We start from the raw sequence: 15,960 nt of genomic DNA, 5'->3' as shown, positions 1-15,960 counted from the left end.
GACGCTTTTTTCAAGAATGCGTTGTCCTTTTCCAGCTCGGTGACCTGCTTGCGCAGTCGGGTGAGTTCGTCTCGCTCGGCCGGAGTCAAGGGCGCTTGCCCCTGGGCGGTGGCCGCGTCGACGCGGCGGCGTTCGTCGGCGACCCAGGACCCGAGTAGCGATTCGTTCAGGCCGAGGTCGCGGGCGACCGAGGCGATCGTGCGGCCCGAATCGATGACTCGATGGGCTGCCTCGACCTTGTATTCGGTCGTGTACGACCGACGGGAACGGGACATGTGAACATCCTTCCAGCGAGACCTCAGGTCCCGCTATCTCGGTGTCCACTATTTGGGGGGAACCCCAATGTCGTTGTCCTAACGGCGGATTTCGCGCACACTCTTTGCCGAGCTGCGCGCGGAAACTTCCACGTCGACGTTCCGCAGCCAATCGGTCAGGGGTGTCTCCCGAGTGCAGCTGCCGCAGTGAGAACGGCCTGCCTCGTTGGGAGCCGATGGACTCAGTGCCGACTCGGCGAGGCAGTGACGGCACGCGGCATGGCGACCGCCGTCACGCGTCCTGACATGGCCGTAGACCGCCCGTGCGACCATGAGCTCCCCCGGCGCCACACGTGGCACCACCGCATGCCAGGCATTGGGCAGGTGGGTTTCGTCAAGTGGTCTGGCCCCGGCGGTCGGCATGAATTGCGGCCCCACTGGGGGTCAGGCGGGCTTTCGGTGGTGGGTCTTGCTGGTGCGCAGTCGATAGGATTGGGTTCCGGTTTCGAGGATGTGTGCGTTGAAGGTGATGCGGTCGACGATCGCGGCGACCAGCCGCGGATCGGGAAAGACGGTTCCCCACTCCGAGAACGGCAGATTCGATGCGATCCCGATACTGGCCCGTTCCTCCCGTTCCGTGATGATCTGGAACAGCATTTCCGCTCCGCGGGGGTCGATTTGGACGTAGCCAAGTTCGTCGAGTAGCAGCAGATCCAGGCGCCCGTAGCGGGCGACGACACGGGAGAGGATCCGTTCGTCGGCGGCCTCGACGAGTTCGTTGACCAGCTGAGCGCAGGTGATGTAGCGGACTCGGCGGCCTTGTTCGCAGGCGGCCAGGCCGAGCCCGATCAGCAGGTGTGATTTGCCGGTGCCGGAGTCACCGAGCAGCACGACCGGCTCTCCGGCGTCGAGGTAGCCGCCGGCCGCGAGATGCCCCAGTGTGCCCGCGGAGATCCCGGGAACGGCATCGACGTCGAAGTCGGCGAGCCGTTTGATGCGCGGGAACTTCGCGTCGTTGAGGCGGCGCGTCCGGCGGCGTTCGGTGCGGTCGTCGACCTCGGCGGAGAGCACTTCGGCGAGAAACGCCAGATGTGATTGTTGTTCGCGGGCAGCGATTTCGGCGAGCCGGACCGCTTCGGTCCGGATGGTCGGCAGATGCAGTTCGCGGGTGGCCGCGCCGATCGCGGCCTGGGCTGCGGTGTCGGAAGAAACCATTTGTGGGCCCTCAGCTTCCGGTGAGCAGGGCGTCGTAGGCGGTCAACGACGGAACGGGCCGGTCGTAACGGGTGAGCACCCCTATCGGGACCGCGGTCGAGGAATCGGTGCGGGCCAGCCGGCGGGCGTCGATGAGGACGAGTTGGGGATCGATGCACCCGGACTCGATGGCCCGATCGAGGGCCTGGTGCACCGTGTCGGGAGCCAGGCTGCGGTGCGCGAGCAGCACATCGATCAGGGCGCGGGTGCCGGCGCGGTCACCGAGCAGCTTGCGGGCGATGTCCCAGTACCGCTGGTGGCTGGCGGTGAACGCCCCGGCAGCCTTGGCCTGCGCCAACGCGGTCGCCCCAGGGAGAGCACCGGGTTTGCGGATCAGCACCTCGAGGTAGTGATCGAGGGTGAGGACCTCGGTGAACCGGCCGAAGGCACGGTCGTGGCCGGCGACTATCCGGGACCCGTCGAGCACCTCGACCCGGCCCGCGCTCAGCCGCACCGGCAACCGGCGGCCCGCGTAGTGGGCGGGCACGGAGTAGAAGTTCTGCCGCACCGACACCCGGGCATGGGTGTCGACCCGCGCATACAACAGTCGAGCGCAGTCGAACGGCTCGGCGGGCAGCCGAAGCAGCAGCGGTTGCTCGTCGGCGAACGCGGTCGCCACCGTGACCGGTCGGCCCCCGATGACCCGGGTGTCATCGATCAGGTCCGCGGCGGCGACCTTCTCGTTGAGTTCGGTCAGTGAGGCCACCTTCGGCACCGGCACCAGGTGCCGGCGCCGGAATCTACCGATCTCGCCCTCGACGCCGCCCTTCTCGTGGGCGCCACCCTGGCCGGGGATGCAGAAGAACGAGTCGTAGCCGTAGTGGCTGCGCAGGGCGACGAATCGGTCCGACTCGACCCGGTCCCGGCCCCGAAGTACCCGCACCACAGCGGGTTTGAGGTTATCGTAGCGGATGCGGTGCGGCACACCACCGAACCAGTCGAAGGCCCGCACGTGTCCCTCGAAGAACGCCTCCTGCGCCTGGGTGCCGAACACCACGTGGCAGGCTCGTCCGGCGTGCGAGAGTCGCATCACGAACATCCAGCACTTGGTCATCTCCCCGCCGATGACCGCGTAGACCTCCCCGAAGTCGACCTCCGCCTCGGCGGCCGGCAGATGGGTCTGCGGCACCATTATCTCGATCTCGACCAGCCCCAACTCGCTGCGGCGGCGGCGCACATACCGGGTGACTGTCGCTTCCGACATCGTCGCCCCGTGCTCGGCGACCAACCGCTGCCACACCCGCCGCGCGGTATGTCGCTGCTTGCGCGGTGCCTGCTGGTCGGCGACCAGCCAGGAATCGATCAGCTCGGCCCAGTCGTCGATCGCCGGTCGCACCCGGCGGCGATACGGTTTGCGCGGCGGCGGCACCGCCGAGGCCAACGCCTGCCGCACCGTGCGCCGATGCACCCCGTGCCGCTGGGCCAACTCCCGAATCGACAATTCCGAATCCCGCCGATCACGGCGGATCTGCTCGAACAACTCCATCCGCGTACCCGATCTCTTCACCGGTCCTCCTCGCTGAAACACGTCCAACGAGGAGATCCGAACCCGGGTGGGGCCAAGATTCGTGCCGACACGCCGCACCACCCGATCGCGGACCACCGGCATCCTCAGCCGGGGCCAGAATTCGTTCTGATCAGTGGCCTGACTGGGGCCAACTCAGGTGACCACACCCAGGCAGGAGACTACGTGCCGCCGAAGTTGAGAAGAAGTGCCCACAGTCACATCGCACGAACTCAGGCGCCACTACCTCCTCATGCCCGTCCCCGCCGGTCACACCGAAACCGCTGAGCGCAAAACCATTCCACATATGGCGCCGTCGGATAGTCCACACCGCCGGTTGCACTGACACGACAACAAGGCCATCGCACAGCGACAGATCGACCCACTACGCCGCCGCGTCACCCCCCTCGCCACCTCGACCACGTACCCTGCCCGCTGGAGGCAGCACACAGGAGGAGAGATTGTATGGGGGTCGGATCGGTGCACGAGACGCTCGTTGACGACGACGGCATGGACTGCGGCCGGGTGTGGGGCGTGCAGGTCACGACAGATGTGCGACACGACTTCGGCAGGCCGGCGGTGGTCCCGCGATGAAGCCCGTCGAAATCGCCGATGGTGTGTTCTTTGTGCACTCCGAGATGGTCAACTGGGTGCTGCTCACCGACGGTGACGCGGTGACGGTGATCGACACCGGGTACCCGGGGCAGCGGAGTGATGTCGAGGAATCGATCCGGGCGATCGGACGGGATCCGCACGGCATCGAGGCCGTGCTCATCACCCACGCGCATGTCGACCACGTCGGCAGCGCACAGTATCTCGCTGACACCTACGGGGCGCCGGTACTGGTGCACCCCGAGGAGGTAGCTCACGCCCGGCGTGAATGCCACGAGGTCGCGACGCCCTGGGATGTGCTCAGCAATATCTGGCGGCCCGGGGTCCTGCCGTGGGCAATCAAGCTGATTCGGTTGGGTGGCACGGCCAAGTACGGCATCGACTCCCCCACCGCGATGCCCGTACCCGGTGCGCTGACCTGCCCGGGCGCCCCGGTCCCGGTTCTCGTGCCCGGCCACACCTCCGGTCACACCGTCTACCATCTTCCCGATCGCGGTGTGGTGATCTCCGGGGACGCTTTGATCACCGGGCACCTGACCTCACAGGTCGCCGGACCTCAATTGCTGCCGCAGTGGTTCGACCACGACCGCACCGCGGCCGCCGAGTCGCTGCGCATCATCGGAGAGTTGGACGCCGACCTTCTCCTGCCCGGCCACGGGCCGATCCATCGCGGCTCCGTCGCCGAAGCGGCCACCACCGCACGAGAACGCGTCGGCGCCGCGCGGTGAGGATCGGATCGCACTGACGCGAGAACTCCGTTCCCACAAGGTCTTCGCGCAACCTGGCCCGACGAACGGCTACACGTCGGGCCTGACTGCCCTGATTGCACGCAAGGCGGACAATGCGTGCAATTGGGAGGTGTTGGGTGGGCGAGTTCTGAGCGTGCGGTCCTCGCCAGCGGAGGGGCATCAGAGTTCGCGGGCGGAAATCTCCACACCTGCACCGCGCAGTCGTTCGACGAGAACGTCGCCGAGCGCGGTGGCCGGGGTGAGGACACCGGCCTCGTCGGGGAGCCGGTCGCGATCGAGCACCAGGCTCAGGGCCGCCTCCCCCAGCAGGACCGCGGTGGCGCGGTATCCGGGATCGCCCTGTGCCTTCACCCGGGCGGCGTAGCGGGCGCCGGTCGTGGTGGTGGTGGTGTAGATGTCCATCGCGAAGTAGCCGTTGCGCTGCGTTTTTTCGCTGGGGCCTTCGCCGGGTGCGGGGAGGATACGGTCGAGGACGTACCGGGTAGGCGGAACGCTGAGACCGAGGACGAGTCCACCCAGGATGGCGGCGACACCGGCAGCGTAGACGCGGGACAGGCGCGAGTTACCGACGCTCATCACCTCCCGGTATTTGAACGTCCGGCCGTACACCCACCCCCGGAGCGCGTTGCTGCGCCGCACGACGCGGGTGTTGTAGGAGCCCATGACGAACGGGGCCTTCCATCCGCGTACCTGCGGGTCGATGTCCGCACCGTCGACGACGGCGACGTCGGATTGTCGGCCGAGGTCGGGTTCGGTCGTCCGGTCGGGGCTGAGCGAGTACGGGGAGGCGGCGAGCCGGCGCAGCGCCCGATCCTTCTTCGATTCGTCGATCTGCGTGCGCAGCGTATCGATGGTCCCACCGGAGACGCCGCCGCTCAGCGATGCGACCAGGGTGGTGTCGGTGAGTTCCCCCGCGTTGTCGGCGTGGACTCTTTGGTGCAGTACGTGCACGCCCAGGTCGGAGGGGATGGAGTCGTAGCCGCAGGAGTGCACGATTTTCACACCGTTGGCGCGGGCTTTGTCGTGGTGGGCGTCGATGCTTGCCCGGACGAACAACACCTCCCCGGTCAGGTCGACGTAGTCGGTGCCGGCCGCGACGCAGGCTGCGACCAGTTCGGCCCCGTACTTCACATAGGGCCCCACGGTGGTCGCGACAACCCTTGTGCGGGAGGCCAGTTCGGCGAGAGCCACGGCGTCACTGGATTCGGCGAGGATGATCGGCCAGTCGGCGGCGCGGGCCCCGAGCGCGGACCGCGTGGCCTCGAGTTTCGTTTGGGACCGTCCGGCGAGGCCGATCCGCACACCGTCGGGGGCGGTGCGTGCGAGGTAGTCGGCGAGCAACCTTCCGACGAACCCGGTGGCTCCGTAGATGACGAGATCGAGTTCGCGTCCGCTGTCAGTCATGCGCGCGAGCCTACAAGCGAAGCGGATCAGACAGAAGAGGTAGCTGTAACCCGGCGTAACCACATACCTCGGACCGAAGCGAAGGGGACGTGTCTAACCCCCGGACAAGATTCGTTCACGACGCGTTGGGCGCAGATGACAACGCGCACTCGGCGAGTCGTGCGGTTCCGACATGGGTGTGGCCCGGCATCGGGGGGTGATGCCGGGCCACTGGGGGTGTTCTGCGAGCAAAATCTGGGGGGATGCTCAGCAGAACGACCCCGAGTTTACGGATGGTCACCGACAGACGAGTGCGCGGACGCGACACCCGCTCAGCAGACGGGCTTGCACCGGAGCAGGGCGGGATCGGCACTGCCAGACCCGAGGCTGGGGGTAGGGCGGCGCCCGGAGTTCTCGGTCGCCGCTGCTGGGGACCCGCAGCCCTCCCACCCCATCAAGCACTGGCCTGGCCCCAACGGGTTGCCGTTGGGGCCAGATGGCGCCGATTGGCGCAATTTTATCGCACACCTGTTCGATCGGATGGTAGCCTCGGCACTGCCCCGATCGGAGGGTTCGGGTGTGTCTGTCCAGCAGGTTCCCCGTTCGAACATCGGGGCACAGAGCGTGGTGCGGGTCGGTGGGGCTTTATGCCCGGGAAGCATCGGCCCGCACCTCGTCCGGCCGCCGCGCAGCGATCGCGGGTGAGCGCCCGGCGAGAAGTGCGGTCAGCTCTTCGGCGTAGGCGACCTGTTTGCGCAGTGTGCAGTTGCTTTCCTCGGCGGGCATGGCATTCGGTCAGGAAGGCGTGTGCTGCCGCCTTGTCCTCGGCAGGCTGGTCCGAGGCCAGCATCTGCAGGGAGTCGAGGAGCCGGCGCATTGTCGAGGGCGGGCGCCGGTGTTCCGACCCATTTGTGTCAGAGGGACGATCTGCGGTGGCGATCGCGACGAGCAACAGGTCGCCACTCACTGCCCAGACCGGTGTCCCGTTCCCGGTCCTGATCTGCGGGGTTCCGCAGATTGGTGTGTGGCGGCCTGTTGCTCTGTACACGATGCGGCGGCGGGGCCGAGTCGACGATCGACCTGCTGTCTCCGGCACCTCCGCGGTGCGCGCCCCGACGGACCTGACGGGTACGAACGGACTCGTCGGACTCTTCCGGGGCCGCACCGCTACGGGCGGGTTGATCCCAGCCGTTGCTGGTCCCGTTCCTGGATCATCTGGTCGGCCAGCCGGTATACCGCCACCTCGTCGGGGATCCCGACCTTGATGGCGGCCGCGCGGGCCGCGAGGAACGCCCGGACCTTCTCGTCCCCTGTTGCGCGGTCTCGGTACAGGAACGCCTGGCGTGCCTCGGCGAGGTCCTCGAGTACCCACCACTGGAAGCGGTCGAGACGTGCGGCGATCTCGGCGATCCGCGCCCGCTCCGACTGGCGGGTGCGCAGGCGGTCGGCCAGGTCCGATCCGGCGAGTAGGACGCCGAGGACCATGGCGCAGACCGCGGTGATCACCGCGCGCCCCCTCGCGCGGCCGCGGCCTTGGCCGGCTCACGGGTGACCGCGATCAGGGCGCAGGTCGCCGCGAGCGCGGCCGCGAGGATCAGCACCAACGGCAGCGAGAACTCGGCAGCGGTCACCGCCCCGACGGTCGTGGCGATGAAGGCGAGCACGGCGAGCGCCCAGAGGACGCGGGCCACCGCGGTGCGATGGGTGAGCTGGGCGGCCGAGCCGCCGACGACCAACAGGGCGCCGATCCAGAGGGTCCAGGTGGTCATGGGTGGTGCGGGGTCCTTCCGGCGTTCGGCGGGCGTGACATTTCGACTGACAGGGTGTCATGCCACCGGCGGTCGAGCAGTCCGGCCGGTCCCGGATGGGGCCGGGATCGCGCCGCACTCCCGGCAACGTGACCCGGAGAAGGTCGCCGGAGCTGCGTTAATGGGCGCACAATCGGCCCTATGCGGCTGATTGCGCCGATGCTGGCCACCCCGGGTAACCCACCGGAGAACACCGGCGACTGGGCGGCGGAAATGAAGTACGACGGCTTCCGCCTACTGGCCGCGGTCGGCGGCGGTGAGCCGCCGGTGTTGTGGACCCGCAACCTCAACGTCGTCACCTCCTCGTACCCGGAGGTGGCCGCGGCGCTGTCCGAGACGTTCGGCGGGCGTGGCCGCATCGTCTTCGACGGTGAGATCGTGGCCCTTACCCAGGGGCGGCCGTCGTTCGCCCGCTTGCAGAAGCGGGCGAACACCCTGCGCCCGACCACGGCCCTGCGCCGGCAGGTGCCGGTCACGTACCTGCCGTTCGACGTTCTCGCTGCCGACGGCGGTGATCTGATGGCGGCCCCGTATCTGGAGCGCCGTGCCGCCCTGAGCGACCTCGGCCACGAGCTGCACGGCGCCGGCCTGCCCGTCCAGTTCTTGCCGCACTGGATAGGCGTCGATGGTCCTGTCATTCTGGATGCCGCCCGAAATTCCATGATGGAAGGCGCGATTTTCAAGCGGGTGTCCTCGCTTTACCTGCCAGGTCAGCGCACCCGGTCGTGGCGGAAAGTGTTGTTACGCACCAGAAGTTCTGCCCTTGTGGTCGGCTGGGTCCCGGGTGGCGGTGTTCAGCGCAACATGGTCGGCGCCCTCGTTCTCGGCGCCTACGACGACGACGCGGTTCTCCGCTATGTGGGTGCGGTGGGGACCGGATTCACCATGGCGGTGCGTCGCCAGTTGAAGGAGAAGCTGGCCCACCTCGAACGCCGCAGCAGCCCGCTCGCAGCAGAGTCCGAGGCCGCCGCCGCACAGGAGCACGGGATCGTGCGCTGGGTCGAACCGGTGATCGTGGTGGACGTCGATTATCGCGAATACCTTCCCGGCGGGCTTCGCCATCCCAGCTTCAAAGGACAACGCGGAGATCTGGATCCAGGGTCGGTCACCCGGGATGCCCTGTGACAAAGCGTATCCGATCAAGGGGAAGCCGCCGGCACCTTCCCCGGCGACAGCGGTTCCACATCCCCCTTCACCCGGGAACGCTACGCAGTGCAGGTCTTACCCGGCCAGGGGGACGGTGATGCCATATCGCCTCTCGGCAAGTGGTCGCTCGCAGCGACTCTTCTGGTGTGGTACCCGGGGTATGAGCGCCACCGTCAGCCTTTTCAACAGCGGACGAGTTGGTGGTATTCCGACTGGCCCCGGCGCTCACATTGGCGATCGGAAACGTGCGTCAATGGGCGTCGCGGAACCACTGCTCGATCTCTGCGGGGATGCGGCCGCGGGAGGAGAGCTCGTAGCCCTGCTCGAGCGCCCACGCTCGGATCTTCTTCGTTTCGTCCCGCGGCCGCTTCCCGGTAGTGGGGTTGCCCTGCCGATCCGAGCGGTGTTTGCGGCCACCGACCCGGGTGGAGTGGGCGATGTAGTACTCGAAGGTCTCCCGGAGTTCCTTCGCGTGCTCGTCCTTCAGATCGATCACGTACTCGACACCGTCGACGGCGTAGCTGATGCTCTCACCGTCGTCGCCGAAGACGGTGCCGTCGATGTCGTCGGCCAGCTCTAATACGACCTTGCGTGCCACAGATCCACCCCTCGAGTTCTTCGGTACGGACCAGACGACACTACTGGCAGCACCGGAAGAAAACAGTGTTCTGCCGCCTGTGGGCTCTCGGTCGACCTACCGTGAAGTCCCACGGGGTCCGCGACACTCGTGGACTCACCGGAGGAGAAGCGATGACTGCGAAGTTCGAGCTGTTCAAGGACACCGCCGGACAGTTTCGGTTTCACCTGAAGGCTGCGAACGGCGAAATCATCGCGGCCAGTCAGGGTTACACATCGAAGGCGGCGGCCCAGAACGGGATTGAGTCGATCAAGTCCAATGCGGCAACCGCCCCGACCGACGACCTGACCTGACACCCGCTCCACGTCGGGGCGATACGTCGCGAGAACGAAGACGCGGCAGGAGTGTCAGTCGGCCGGGGCACCGACGGGGAGCTGGCTGGCCGCGGCCAAGATTTCGTCGGCGTAGCGGGGTTCGAAGGTGGGTGTCAGGCCTGCTGCCGCCCAGTAACCATGCTCGGGGTGGGCGGAGCCGATGAGGCCGCCGGCGATGCAGGCGATGGAGTCCGAGTCGCCGTTGCTGGTAGCCGCCCAGGCGAGCCCCTCCGGCCCGGTCAGGGCGGCGGCCGCGGGATCATTGTCGGAGGTGGTGGCGAGGTCGGCGACCAGCAGGGCCAGGGCGACCGCGCTGGCCGACTCCCACCCCTCACCGATCCCGGCACAGGGGTCCCCGAACTCGGCCGGCGGCAGAGGGCGCAGCTGTTCGAGGCGGCCCGCGGCAGCGGTGAGGATGTCCGCGGTCCCGTCGTTAAGCCCTTCTACCAGGTAGGACGACATGTCCCCGATGATCGGGGCGAGGACCTCCCGCAGGTACGGATCCGTGGCCCAGGTACTGGTGCCGTTGTAGATCTGCGCGGCAGTCGTGAGAGCGTGCTCGAGGAACCGGCCGCGGCGCTCCGGCGCGTGGCGGGTGGCGTCGGCGAGCAGCAGTGCCGGCACCACGGCCCGGGGGTGTTTGTGGGTGATCACGGCTTGCAGGGCGGTCAGGCCCAACCAATACTGCTGTGGTGCGAAGGCGGTGGGGACCAGGCGCATCACTGCCCCGCAGCCGGCGGATTCGACGGCCCCGTCGGTGTCGTACCAGCGGGCACCAGCACGAAGGTTGCGCAGCGACGTCATGCAGGTGCGGCCCGGGGCCCGGGTGTTGTCGGGGTCGACCTGCCACAGCAGAAACTGCCGGATAATGGCGTCGGTGACCGTCTCGATGTCGGCGAAGTCGGTGACCTCGGCCAGAGCCCAATGCAGGGCAAGAGTCATCTGCGTGTCATCTGAGATCACCCACCACCGACCGGTGGGTGGGGCGACGGGGTAGGCGGGCATGTGTGCGTAGCTGGTGAATTCGACCTGGTAGCCCCAGGCGTCGCCGGCGGCCAGTCCGGTCAAGGCGTTGGCGTACCGGATCTGGGTGTCGGCCGGCGCGGTGTGGTGGCTTATCGACGGCGTCACGGTCATGGGGTCTCTCCTCGCGAGATGGCGTAGGCGGCGGTGCGGACGGTCTCGATGTCCATGAGGTCTAGGTCGGCGACGCGGCCGAGGTAGTCGGCGATCGCGTCCGGGGTCATGCCTTCGTCGAGGTGCCGACGGATCTCGTCGAGCTGCTCGTCCCTGAGTGCGGCCATCTCCGTAGTCCTTCCATCGTCGCCCCTCCGAAGGAGGGGACATGTCATTTTAGCTGGTAGAGAATGGGTTACGCGGCCTTGGTCGCGCCGCCGCCGGTGCTGCTGTCGGCTTCGGCGACGAGGTCTTCGGCGACCATGTACACCGTCGGCCGGCCTCCGATGCCCGTGTGGTCGACCTTCACGCACCGCAGGTTGGTGCCCATCGGGAGGACGACCTCGTCTTCGGAGGAGAACTTCGAGATGGACTTGAGCGGTAGCCCGTCTCGGGTGCGGACGACCATCATGTACGGCGGGTGGCCGGCGAAGGCGTTCGCGGTGCCGTGGTTGGTGGAGAAGCTGGTCACCTTGCCGATCTGCATGCGGGAACCGACCGTGAAGGCGGCGTCGATGTATTCCTCGGTGCTGCCCGTCCAGCCGCTCGGCACTCGGGTGCCGCGCACGAGTGTCATCGGCGCCTGGTTCGGGTTGTGTTCACGGAACTTGTCGAATGCCGAGTCCAGCTGGGACACCACGGTCTTGACGTGGCCGGAGGGACTGGGGTCGCGGCCGGTGATCGCCGCATTGATCGCGTGGTAGCTGCCGCCGGTGTAGGTGGTCAGCGCGGTGCGTTCGGTGTAGGTGAGCATCTTCTGTACGAACTGCGCGTTCGAGGTGGTCAGCGACCCGATGCTCGAGGTCTGCACATGCCCGCCCGGTCCGGTCGCAAATCCCCATGCCTTCAGGTCCCCGGCCCTCTGTGCGATCACCGGGTAGTCGTCGGCGGTTTCCTTGCCGTAGGCGCGTATTCCGCTGCGCCAGAGGCTGGCGTGCTTGTCGGCGCCGAGGCTGTGCGGTGGGATGTCGTGGTCGAAGTGTGGGATCACCCCGCCACCGACCGTGGGTGTCCCCAGTGCGCGTCGGTGCGCCTTCGCGTACGCGGCGTCCGCCTCGGCCTTGCTCGCGCCGCCGGTGAGGGCTTTTTCCCGCGCCTGCTGCCCGGCCTCGGCCGCCGCCTGTTCGCGCAGCGCGATCTTGTGCCGTTTGATGCCGTCGTGGATGTCGGCGCGGGCCGGTCCGCCGCCGAGCGCGTGGGTCAGTGTGTCTCGGGCCTCGGCCATCTCTTCGTCGATCACCGCCTGTTGCGCGGCCGGCGTGGACGCGGCGCCGGAGACCGCCTTACGGGCCACGTGCAGTCCGACCTCGCCCTTCATCGCGTGGGCTTGTTTCTGCAGGTCGGTGGCGCCCGTCGGCAGCGGATCAGGCGCGGTCATGACTGGGATTCGGTTGGCCTTGGCCAGAGCATCGTTCTTGCTGCTGGCCTGCCCCACCGGGTGGTAGGCGTCGCCGCTGCGCTGCAGGATGATGAAGTCCGAGTAGCCGCGTCGGTAGATGGCGGTGCCGCCGTCGAGGATGCGTCCCTCGACGTCGGTGACACCGGAGCCGGTTTCCATCGCGATGGTGCCGGCGGTGTAGACGGTGGTGTCGCGGGGAGTCGAGGCCAGGGCGGGTTGTCCGCCCTCGGTGAGCGCCTGCTCCGCGGCCGGGGCGGCGCGGCGGTTGAGCGATCGGGTGATCGTGTCGACCTCGTCATCGGACAGGGATGCGAAGTAGGCGTCACGCTCGGCGTCGGTGGCCATGTCGTCGCGCATCCCGAACTTCGCTGCGGCCAGATCTTCCCGGGCCTCGACCTGCCGGTGCTTGGCGTCGAGATGCGCCTGCTTGGCGTCGTCGAGGTCCTTCTGCTTCGCTGCGACGTCGAACGGTGAGCCGGTGCCGTCCTCGACGGCCTTCTTGGCCTTCCTCAGTCGGGCCCGAATCCGGTTGACGGCCTTGCGGGCGTCCTCGACGTCCGCGTCGGCGGTGGCCAGGTTTTGTTCGGCTTCATCGAGTGCGGCCTGCGCCGGGGTGATCGACGGTGCGGTGAGTGTCGCGCGTTCGGTCTCAGCGTGCGCGATCAGCAGTTTCGCCGACGGCGGGTTTGCGTGGGTGCTCGGCATCGGGGTGTCTCCCAGCACCGAGGGGTCGATTCCCAACGCGGCCATCAGCTCTGGTAGGACGCTCGGGGGTGCCGCCTGCACCGCGGCCGCGGTCAGGGCCATGCCTTGCTCTTTCAGGTGGTCGACCACCTTTTTCCGGGCTTCACGGCCCAGTCGTCTGTTCGCGTTGGCTTTTGCAGCGGCCTTGTAGCTTCCGCAGCCAGGGCAGCGGCGGCCACTGCCGTGGGCTTTCGAGCGGCACATCGGGGCATCTTTCTGGGCAGACGGCACGTCCCCACACGCGGGTCGGCCGCCGAACTTGTAGCGGGCGAGGCGGTTACATCGCCGCCCTGCCGGGTGCACGGGCACAATGAGTACGTTGCCGTGGGACATGGCGTTCACACCCCCGCCCCGGTCCGTTGCACGCCAGCCTGCCGCGGGCAGCAGGTGTCCGAGAATCATCTCGCCGCCCACGAGACCCACACTTTACAAGGTCACGCTTTAATGTTGCAACCGGGATCCGCTCGTCGGGAGTGTCGTTCGTCCAGATTGCAAACCCACTTATGTCGGCGACGCCAGTGTGGTGGCCGGCGACCCCGAAACAGCCGAGGGCACTGAACGGCAGGTCGATCGGGCGTCGGATCTTGCTGCGGTTTCGGCTCATCCGCGTCGGTCGCCTGCTGTTCGGGCTGCTTGGTTGCGCAGTCGTTGCCGGTCGATCTGACCGCTGGTCAGCGCGTCGGGGCGGTGACCGATATGGAACACTCCCGTGGTGTGCGGGCAGGTGAATACTGCGAGTCCCTTCTCGCCGGGGTGCCTTTTGCGGACGGCTTTGGCGTCGGCGCGGCTGTGGTAGCCGCGGTGATGACACAGGTGGCAGAAGGTCCAGCGGGCGGCCGGGTTGTGGGCGCGGGAGGTCATACGGACCGTCCGATCTGCAGATTGAGCCAGTCGGACAGCCAGGTGATCGCGTTGCGGCCGGCGTTGTCGACGACCAGGGCGTTGTAGTTCGTGTGGGCGCCGGAGGTGAAGAAACTCGCGGCCTCCAGGCCTTCGCCGACCAGGGCGGTCAGGTCCTCGGCACCCCGGGACTGGGCCATGGTCGTCAGGGAGCCGGTCAACGCCGGCAGATCAACGTTCTCCGTGTGGGTACTGATACTGGTGGCCGTGTTCGTGGGTTTGCCGAGTAGTTCCGGTGGGGACTTGGATGCCTTGCCGGAGAGCATGTTCACCGCCACCGAGGCCAGGTCGAGGCCGACGGGCAGCAGGCCGGCCATCGCGGCCCCGGCGCCGAGGGGGTCGGGTGCCTGCCCGGGAGGCGGCAGCAGTTTCTCCACCGCGGTCCAGGCGATTTCCTGGATCTGCCCGATGAGGGTGGCCAGCCGAATGACGTCGACGCCTCCCAGGATGGAGGCGACGAGTGCGGCGATCTGGGTGTACCCGGTGGGGTCCGGGATGACCGACAGCACCTGCGACACCCAGCGCAGATCCACGGCCGCGGCCATCTTCACCAACGGCGCGAACTGGTTGTTCAACTCCCCCGCCACCTGGTGCGCACCGTGAGCGTCGAGCGCGGCGACCTTCTGCGGCAGCGCCGTCAGGTTGTGCAGGATGCCGGGGACGTCGAGAGCGGTCACCCCGGTGGCGACGTTGAGTACCTGGTTGACGACCGTGGCGGGTTTGAGTACTGACAGCACAGTGGAGGCCGATGCGAGCGCATCGGCGGGAACCGAGGTCAGCGGGGCGAGGTGGCCACCGAGGGTGGTGGCTGCGGCCGACAGCTGCGGCAAGCCTTCCGATGCCCCGGCCATGGTCGACGAGCCCGACTCGGCCAGCTTGTCTGCGGTGTCGGCGATCGTGGTTACCGTGGTCAGCGCGGTGGACAGGTCGGATGCCCGGGCGTTGGAAAGTACCTGGGAGGCACTGTGTTCGGGGCTGCCCACCGGGGCGGTGGCAAGCTGTGCGGTGGCGGCGTGTGCGGTCCCGGAGTCGATCAGATCAGCGATCGGGGCGAGTGTGCCGGCGAGGGATGATGCGGTCGTGGCCACCGCGCCGACATCGATGTTCGGCTGCGAGAGTTGCTGGGAGAGTGCGTCGACCCCCTCGCCGAGTGCGGGCAGGTCGGCACCGGAGAAGTCCGAGGTCAGCGCGGTGGCCAGCTGAGCATTGTCGTTGTCGTTGCCGCGGGTGTTGCTGGTGTCACCGTTCGTGCTGGGGGTCTTGGACAGAATCGATCCGAGCGAGCCCAGCAGAGGGTTGTCGCCCTTGCGGATCGAGCAGTACAGGTCCCCGGGATCGCAGATCGAGGCAACCCTGCCAGAGAGCGTGCCCATTCCCTGGGGGCGTGGATCAGCGATGCCTTCGCCGGAGGTTCGAGGGCCCACAATCGCCGACCCCTTGGTGCCGGCGCCGGGGTCGGCAAGCAGGCCCACGGCCAGGACACGATCAGCGGGCACGGGCCCGTTGTCGTTGCCGATCCCAGATGCAAGGTCTCCTGCTGCATCGGCGCCCTGGGAGTAGCCGGTAATCGTGAACTTCGTGTTTCTACACCTGCTCGCGACGTCGGTAAGTACGGCCTTGGACTTGCTGAGGGCGTCAACCTTGCTGTCGGCGTAGGTGTGTCCGTTGTCGAACGCTCGCGACATATAGGGCAGAACATAAATCTCGGCCTGCTTACCGTTCTCCCGTTCGATGGCCTCAGCGACCGGCGCCAGCATCCCAACAGGCCGGCCGGGGTCGGCGTTCTCTGATGTCTCCCAGGTACCGGGGATGAGCAAATTGAACGTCGCCGCACAGCTGGTGGGGTCAGCGTGCGCGATAGCGGGGGCTGTCAATGCGACGCAACCGCCGGCGACGGTCGCGCACGCAACGAGAGCGACCACGCTGCGGGCTCTCGAACGTCTTGCGGGCATGGGCACCTCATCAGTAGCGGCGAGCGTTGAAGCTCACCCCTCGATGCGGCCCCGGGATGCCACACGCAGCCTCCGAAGAACACACACCGATGAGGTGAGGTGCATACGGTGACCGAATTCGGCAGCCA

General features: G+C 67.6%; 17 protein-coding genes. 4 read left to right on the top strand and 13 right to left on the bottom strand.

All coding sequences use genetic code 11. The features are described from left to right. The 3 genes from RJ1_RS38100 to istA form a co-directional block, all read right to left on the bottom strand. Positions 1–275: transposase (locus RJ1_RS38100; protein ID WP_073368578.1), on the bottom strand; the 275-nt coding region annotated here is incomplete at its 3' end. A 423-nt stretch (positions 276–698) separates the two neighbouring features. Then, positions 699–1,469 carry an IS21-like element helper ATPase IstB gene (gene istB / locus RJ1_RS38090; protein WP_073368576.1) on the bottom strand — a complete coding sequence of 257 codons (771 nt, stop codon included), beginning with the start codon at positions 1,467–1,469 and terminating at the stop codon, positions 699–701. Positions 1,470–1,479: 10 nt separating this feature from the next. Continuing rightward, positions 1,480–2,994, bottom strand: a complete 1,515-nt coding sequence (gene istA / locus RJ1_RS38085) for an IS21 family transposase (protein WP_073368584.1) — start codon at positions 2,992–2,994, stop codon at positions 1,480–1,482. A 483-nt stretch (positions 2,995–3,477) separates the two neighbouring features. Between istA and RJ1_RS48270 the strand changes: the two genes are divergently transcribed. Continuing rightward, positions 3,478–3,606: a hypothetical protein gene (locus RJ1_RS48270; protein ID WP_255284939.1), complete on the top strand. Its 129-nt coding sequence runs from the start codon at positions 3,478–3,480 to the stop codon at positions 3,604–3,606. Further along, positions 3,603–4,352, top strand: a complete 750-nt coding sequence (locus tag RJ1_RS38080) for an MBL fold metallo-hydrolase (RefSeq protein ID WP_073368574.1) — start codon at positions 3,603–3,605, stop codon at positions 4,350–4,352. The genes RJ1_RS48270 and RJ1_RS38080 overlap by 4 nt, the downstream gene beginning before the upstream one ends. Positions 4,353–4,532: 180 nt before the next feature. On the opposite strand, the gene RJ1_RS38075 is transcribed toward RJ1_RS38080, so the two are convergent. The 4 genes from RJ1_RS38075 to RJ1_RS38065 all read right to left on the bottom strand — a co-directional run bounded on the left by RJ1_RS38075 (position 4,533) and on the right by RJ1_RS38065 (position 7,525). After that, positions 4,533–5,777: a saccharopine dehydrogenase family protein gene (locus RJ1_RS38075; RefSeq protein WP_073368572.1), complete on the bottom strand. Its 1,245-nt coding sequence runs from the start codon at positions 5,775–5,777 to the stop codon at positions 4,533–4,535. Between the two features lie 624 nt (positions 5,778–6,401). Then, on the bottom strand, positions 6,402–6,542 hold the full coding sequence (locus tag RJ1_RS47030; protein ID WP_162850279.1) for a hypothetical protein: 141 nt from the start codon (positions 6,540–6,542) through the stop codon (positions 6,402–6,404). 381 nt (positions 6,543–6,923) lie between these two features. Next, on the bottom strand, positions 6,924–7,262 hold the full coding sequence (locus RJ1_RS38070) for a hypothetical protein (protein ID WP_073368570.1): 339 nt from the start codon (positions 7,260–7,262) through the stop codon (positions 6,924–6,926). Then, the gene (locus RJ1_RS38065; RefSeq protein WP_073368568.1) at positions 7,259–7,525 is read right to left on the bottom strand and encodes a hypothetical protein; all 267 of its coding nucleotides are present in this window, start codon (positions 7,523–7,525) and stop codon (positions 7,259–7,261) included. The genes RJ1_RS38070 and RJ1_RS38065 overlap by 4 nt, the downstream gene beginning before the upstream one ends. Before the next feature lie 180 nt (positions 7,526–7,705). Here RJ1_RS38065 and RJ1_RS38060 point away from each other — a divergent pair, with 180 nt between their 5' ends. After that, entirely contained in the window at positions 7,706–8,689 is a 984-nt protein-coding gene (locus tag RJ1_RS38060) for an ATP-dependent DNA ligase (RefSeq protein WP_073368566.1), read from the top strand. A 271-nt stretch (positions 8,690–8,960) separates the two neighbouring features. Here the strand turns inward: RJ1_RS38060 and RJ1_RS38055 are convergent, their stop codons facing one another. Next, positions 8,961–9,308 carry a histone-like nucleoid-structuring protein Lsr2 gene (locus RJ1_RS38055; protein ID WP_073368564.1) on the bottom strand — a complete coding sequence of 116 codons (348 nt, stop codon included), beginning with the start codon at positions 9,306–9,308 and terminating at the stop codon, positions 8,961–8,963. A gap of 152 nt (positions 9,309–9,460) precedes the next feature. Between RJ1_RS38055 and RJ1_RS38050 the strand changes: the two genes are divergently transcribed. Next, on the top strand, positions 9,461–9,640 hold the full coding sequence (locus RJ1_RS38050) for a YegP family protein (RefSeq protein ID WP_005256424.1): 180 nt from the start codon (positions 9,461–9,463) through the stop codon (positions 9,638–9,640). Positions 9,641–9,694: 54 nt separating this feature from the next. Here RJ1_RS38050 and RJ1_RS38045 read toward each other — a convergent pair whose 3' ends face one another. From RJ1_RS38045 to RJ1_RS38030, 5 genes are all read right to left on the bottom strand, one after another. Further along, complete coding sequence (locus tag RJ1_RS38045) at positions 9,695–10,798, bottom strand: ADP-ribosylglycohydrolase family protein (RefSeq protein WP_240319613.1); 1,104 nt, start codon at positions 10,796–10,798, stop codon at positions 9,695–9,697. Continuing rightward, a complete protein-coding gene (locus RJ1_RS47025; protein ID WP_162850280.1) occupies positions 10,795–10,965 on the bottom strand; it encodes a hypothetical protein in 171 nt (56 codons plus the stop codon). Before RJ1_RS47025 ends, RJ1_RS38045 begins: the two co-directional genes overlap by 4 nt. A 68-nt stretch (positions 10,966–11,033) precedes the next feature. Continuing rightward, a complete protein-coding gene (locus RJ1_RS38040; RefSeq protein ID WP_073368580.1) occupies positions 11,034–13,043 on the bottom strand; it encodes an ADP-ribosyltransferase in 2,010 nt (669 codons plus the stop codon). A gap of 537 nt (positions 13,044–13,580) precedes the next feature. Further along, entirely contained in the window at positions 13,581–13,841 is a 261-nt protein-coding gene (locus RJ1_RS38035; RefSeq protein WP_073368562.1) for a hypothetical protein, read from the bottom strand. Next, positions 13,838–15,832, bottom strand: a complete 1,995-nt coding sequence (locus tag RJ1_RS38030; protein ID WP_073368560.1) for a cutinase family protein — start codon at positions 15,830–15,832, stop codon at positions 13,838–13,840. Before RJ1_RS38030 ends, RJ1_RS38035 begins: the two co-directional genes overlap by 4 nt. Between the last annotated feature and the right edge of the window lie 128 nt (positions 15,833–15,960).

Origin of the sequence: Rhodococcus jostii NBRC 16295 (assembly GCF_001894825.1) — a bacterium.
Taxonomy (GTDB): domain Bacteria; phylum Actinomycetota; class Actinomycetes; order Mycobacteriales; family Mycobacteriaceae; genus Rhodococcus_F; species Rhodococcus_F jostii.
The sequence above is the reverse complement of the archived record's forward strand: the minus strand, read 5'-3'. Positions and strand labels throughout refer to the sequence as shown.

What these genes read in the sequence shown, in the direction of transcription:
- RJ1_RS38030 (WP_073368560.1), bottom strand. Translation starts at nt 15,832, where the DNA reads ATGCCCGCAAGACGTTCGAGAGCCCGCAGCGTGGTCGCTCTCGTTGCG.
- RJ1_RS38075 (WP_073368572.1), bottom strand. Translation starts at nt 5,777, where the DNA reads ATGACTGACAGCGGACGCGAACTCGATCTCGTCATCTACGGAGCCACC.
- RJ1_RS48270 (WP_255284939.1), top strand. Translation starts at nt 3,478, where the DNA reads ATGGGGGTCGGATCGGTGCACGAGACGCTCGTTGACGACGACGGCATG.
- RJ1_RS38040 (WP_073368580.1), bottom strand. Translation starts at nt 13,043, where the DNA reads ATGGCCCTGACCGCGGCCGCGGTGCAGGCGGCACCCCCGAGCGTCCTA.
- RJ1_RS38065 (WP_073368568.1), bottom strand. Translation starts at nt 7,525, where the DNA reads ATGACCACCTGGACCCTCTGGATCGGCGCCCTGTTGGTCGTCGGCGGC.
- RJ1_RS38035 (WP_073368562.1), bottom strand. Translation starts at nt 13,841, where the DNA reads ATGACCTCCCGCGCCCACAACCCGGCCGCCCGCTGGACCTTCTGCCAC.
- RJ1_RS38060 (WP_073368566.1), top strand. Translation starts at nt 7,706, where the DNA reads ATGCGGCTGATTGCGCCGATGCTGGCCACCCCGGGTAACCCACCGGAG.
- RJ1_RS38050 (WP_005256424.1), top strand. Translation starts at nt 9,461, where the DNA reads ATGACTGCGAAGTTCGAGCTGTTCAAGGACACCGCCGGACAGTTTCGG.
- RJ1_RS47030 (WP_162850279.1), bottom strand. Translation starts at nt 6,542, where the DNA reads ATGCCCGCCGAGGAAAGCAACTGCACACTGCGCAAACAGGTCGCCTAC.
- istB (WP_073368576.1), bottom strand. Translation starts at nt 1,469, where the DNA reads ATGGTTTCTTCCGACACCGCAGCCCAGGCCGCGATCGGCGCGGCCACC.
- RJ1_RS38045 (WP_240319613.1), bottom strand. Translation starts at nt 10,798, where the DNA reads ATGACCGTGACGCCGTCGATAAGCCACCACACCGCGCCGGCCGACACC.
- RJ1_RS38080 (WP_073368574.1), top strand. Translation starts at nt 3,603, where the DNA reads ATGAAGCCCGTCGAAATCGCCGATGGTGTGTTCTTTGTGCACTCCGAG.
- RJ1_RS47025 (WP_162850280.1), bottom strand. Translation starts at nt 10,965, where the DNA reads ATGGCCGCACTCAGGGACGAGCAGCTCGACGAGATCCGTCGGCACCTC.
- istA (WP_073368584.1), bottom strand. Translation starts at nt 2,994, where the DNA reads ATGGAGTTGTTCGAGCAGATCCGCCGTGATCGGCGGGATTCGGAATTG.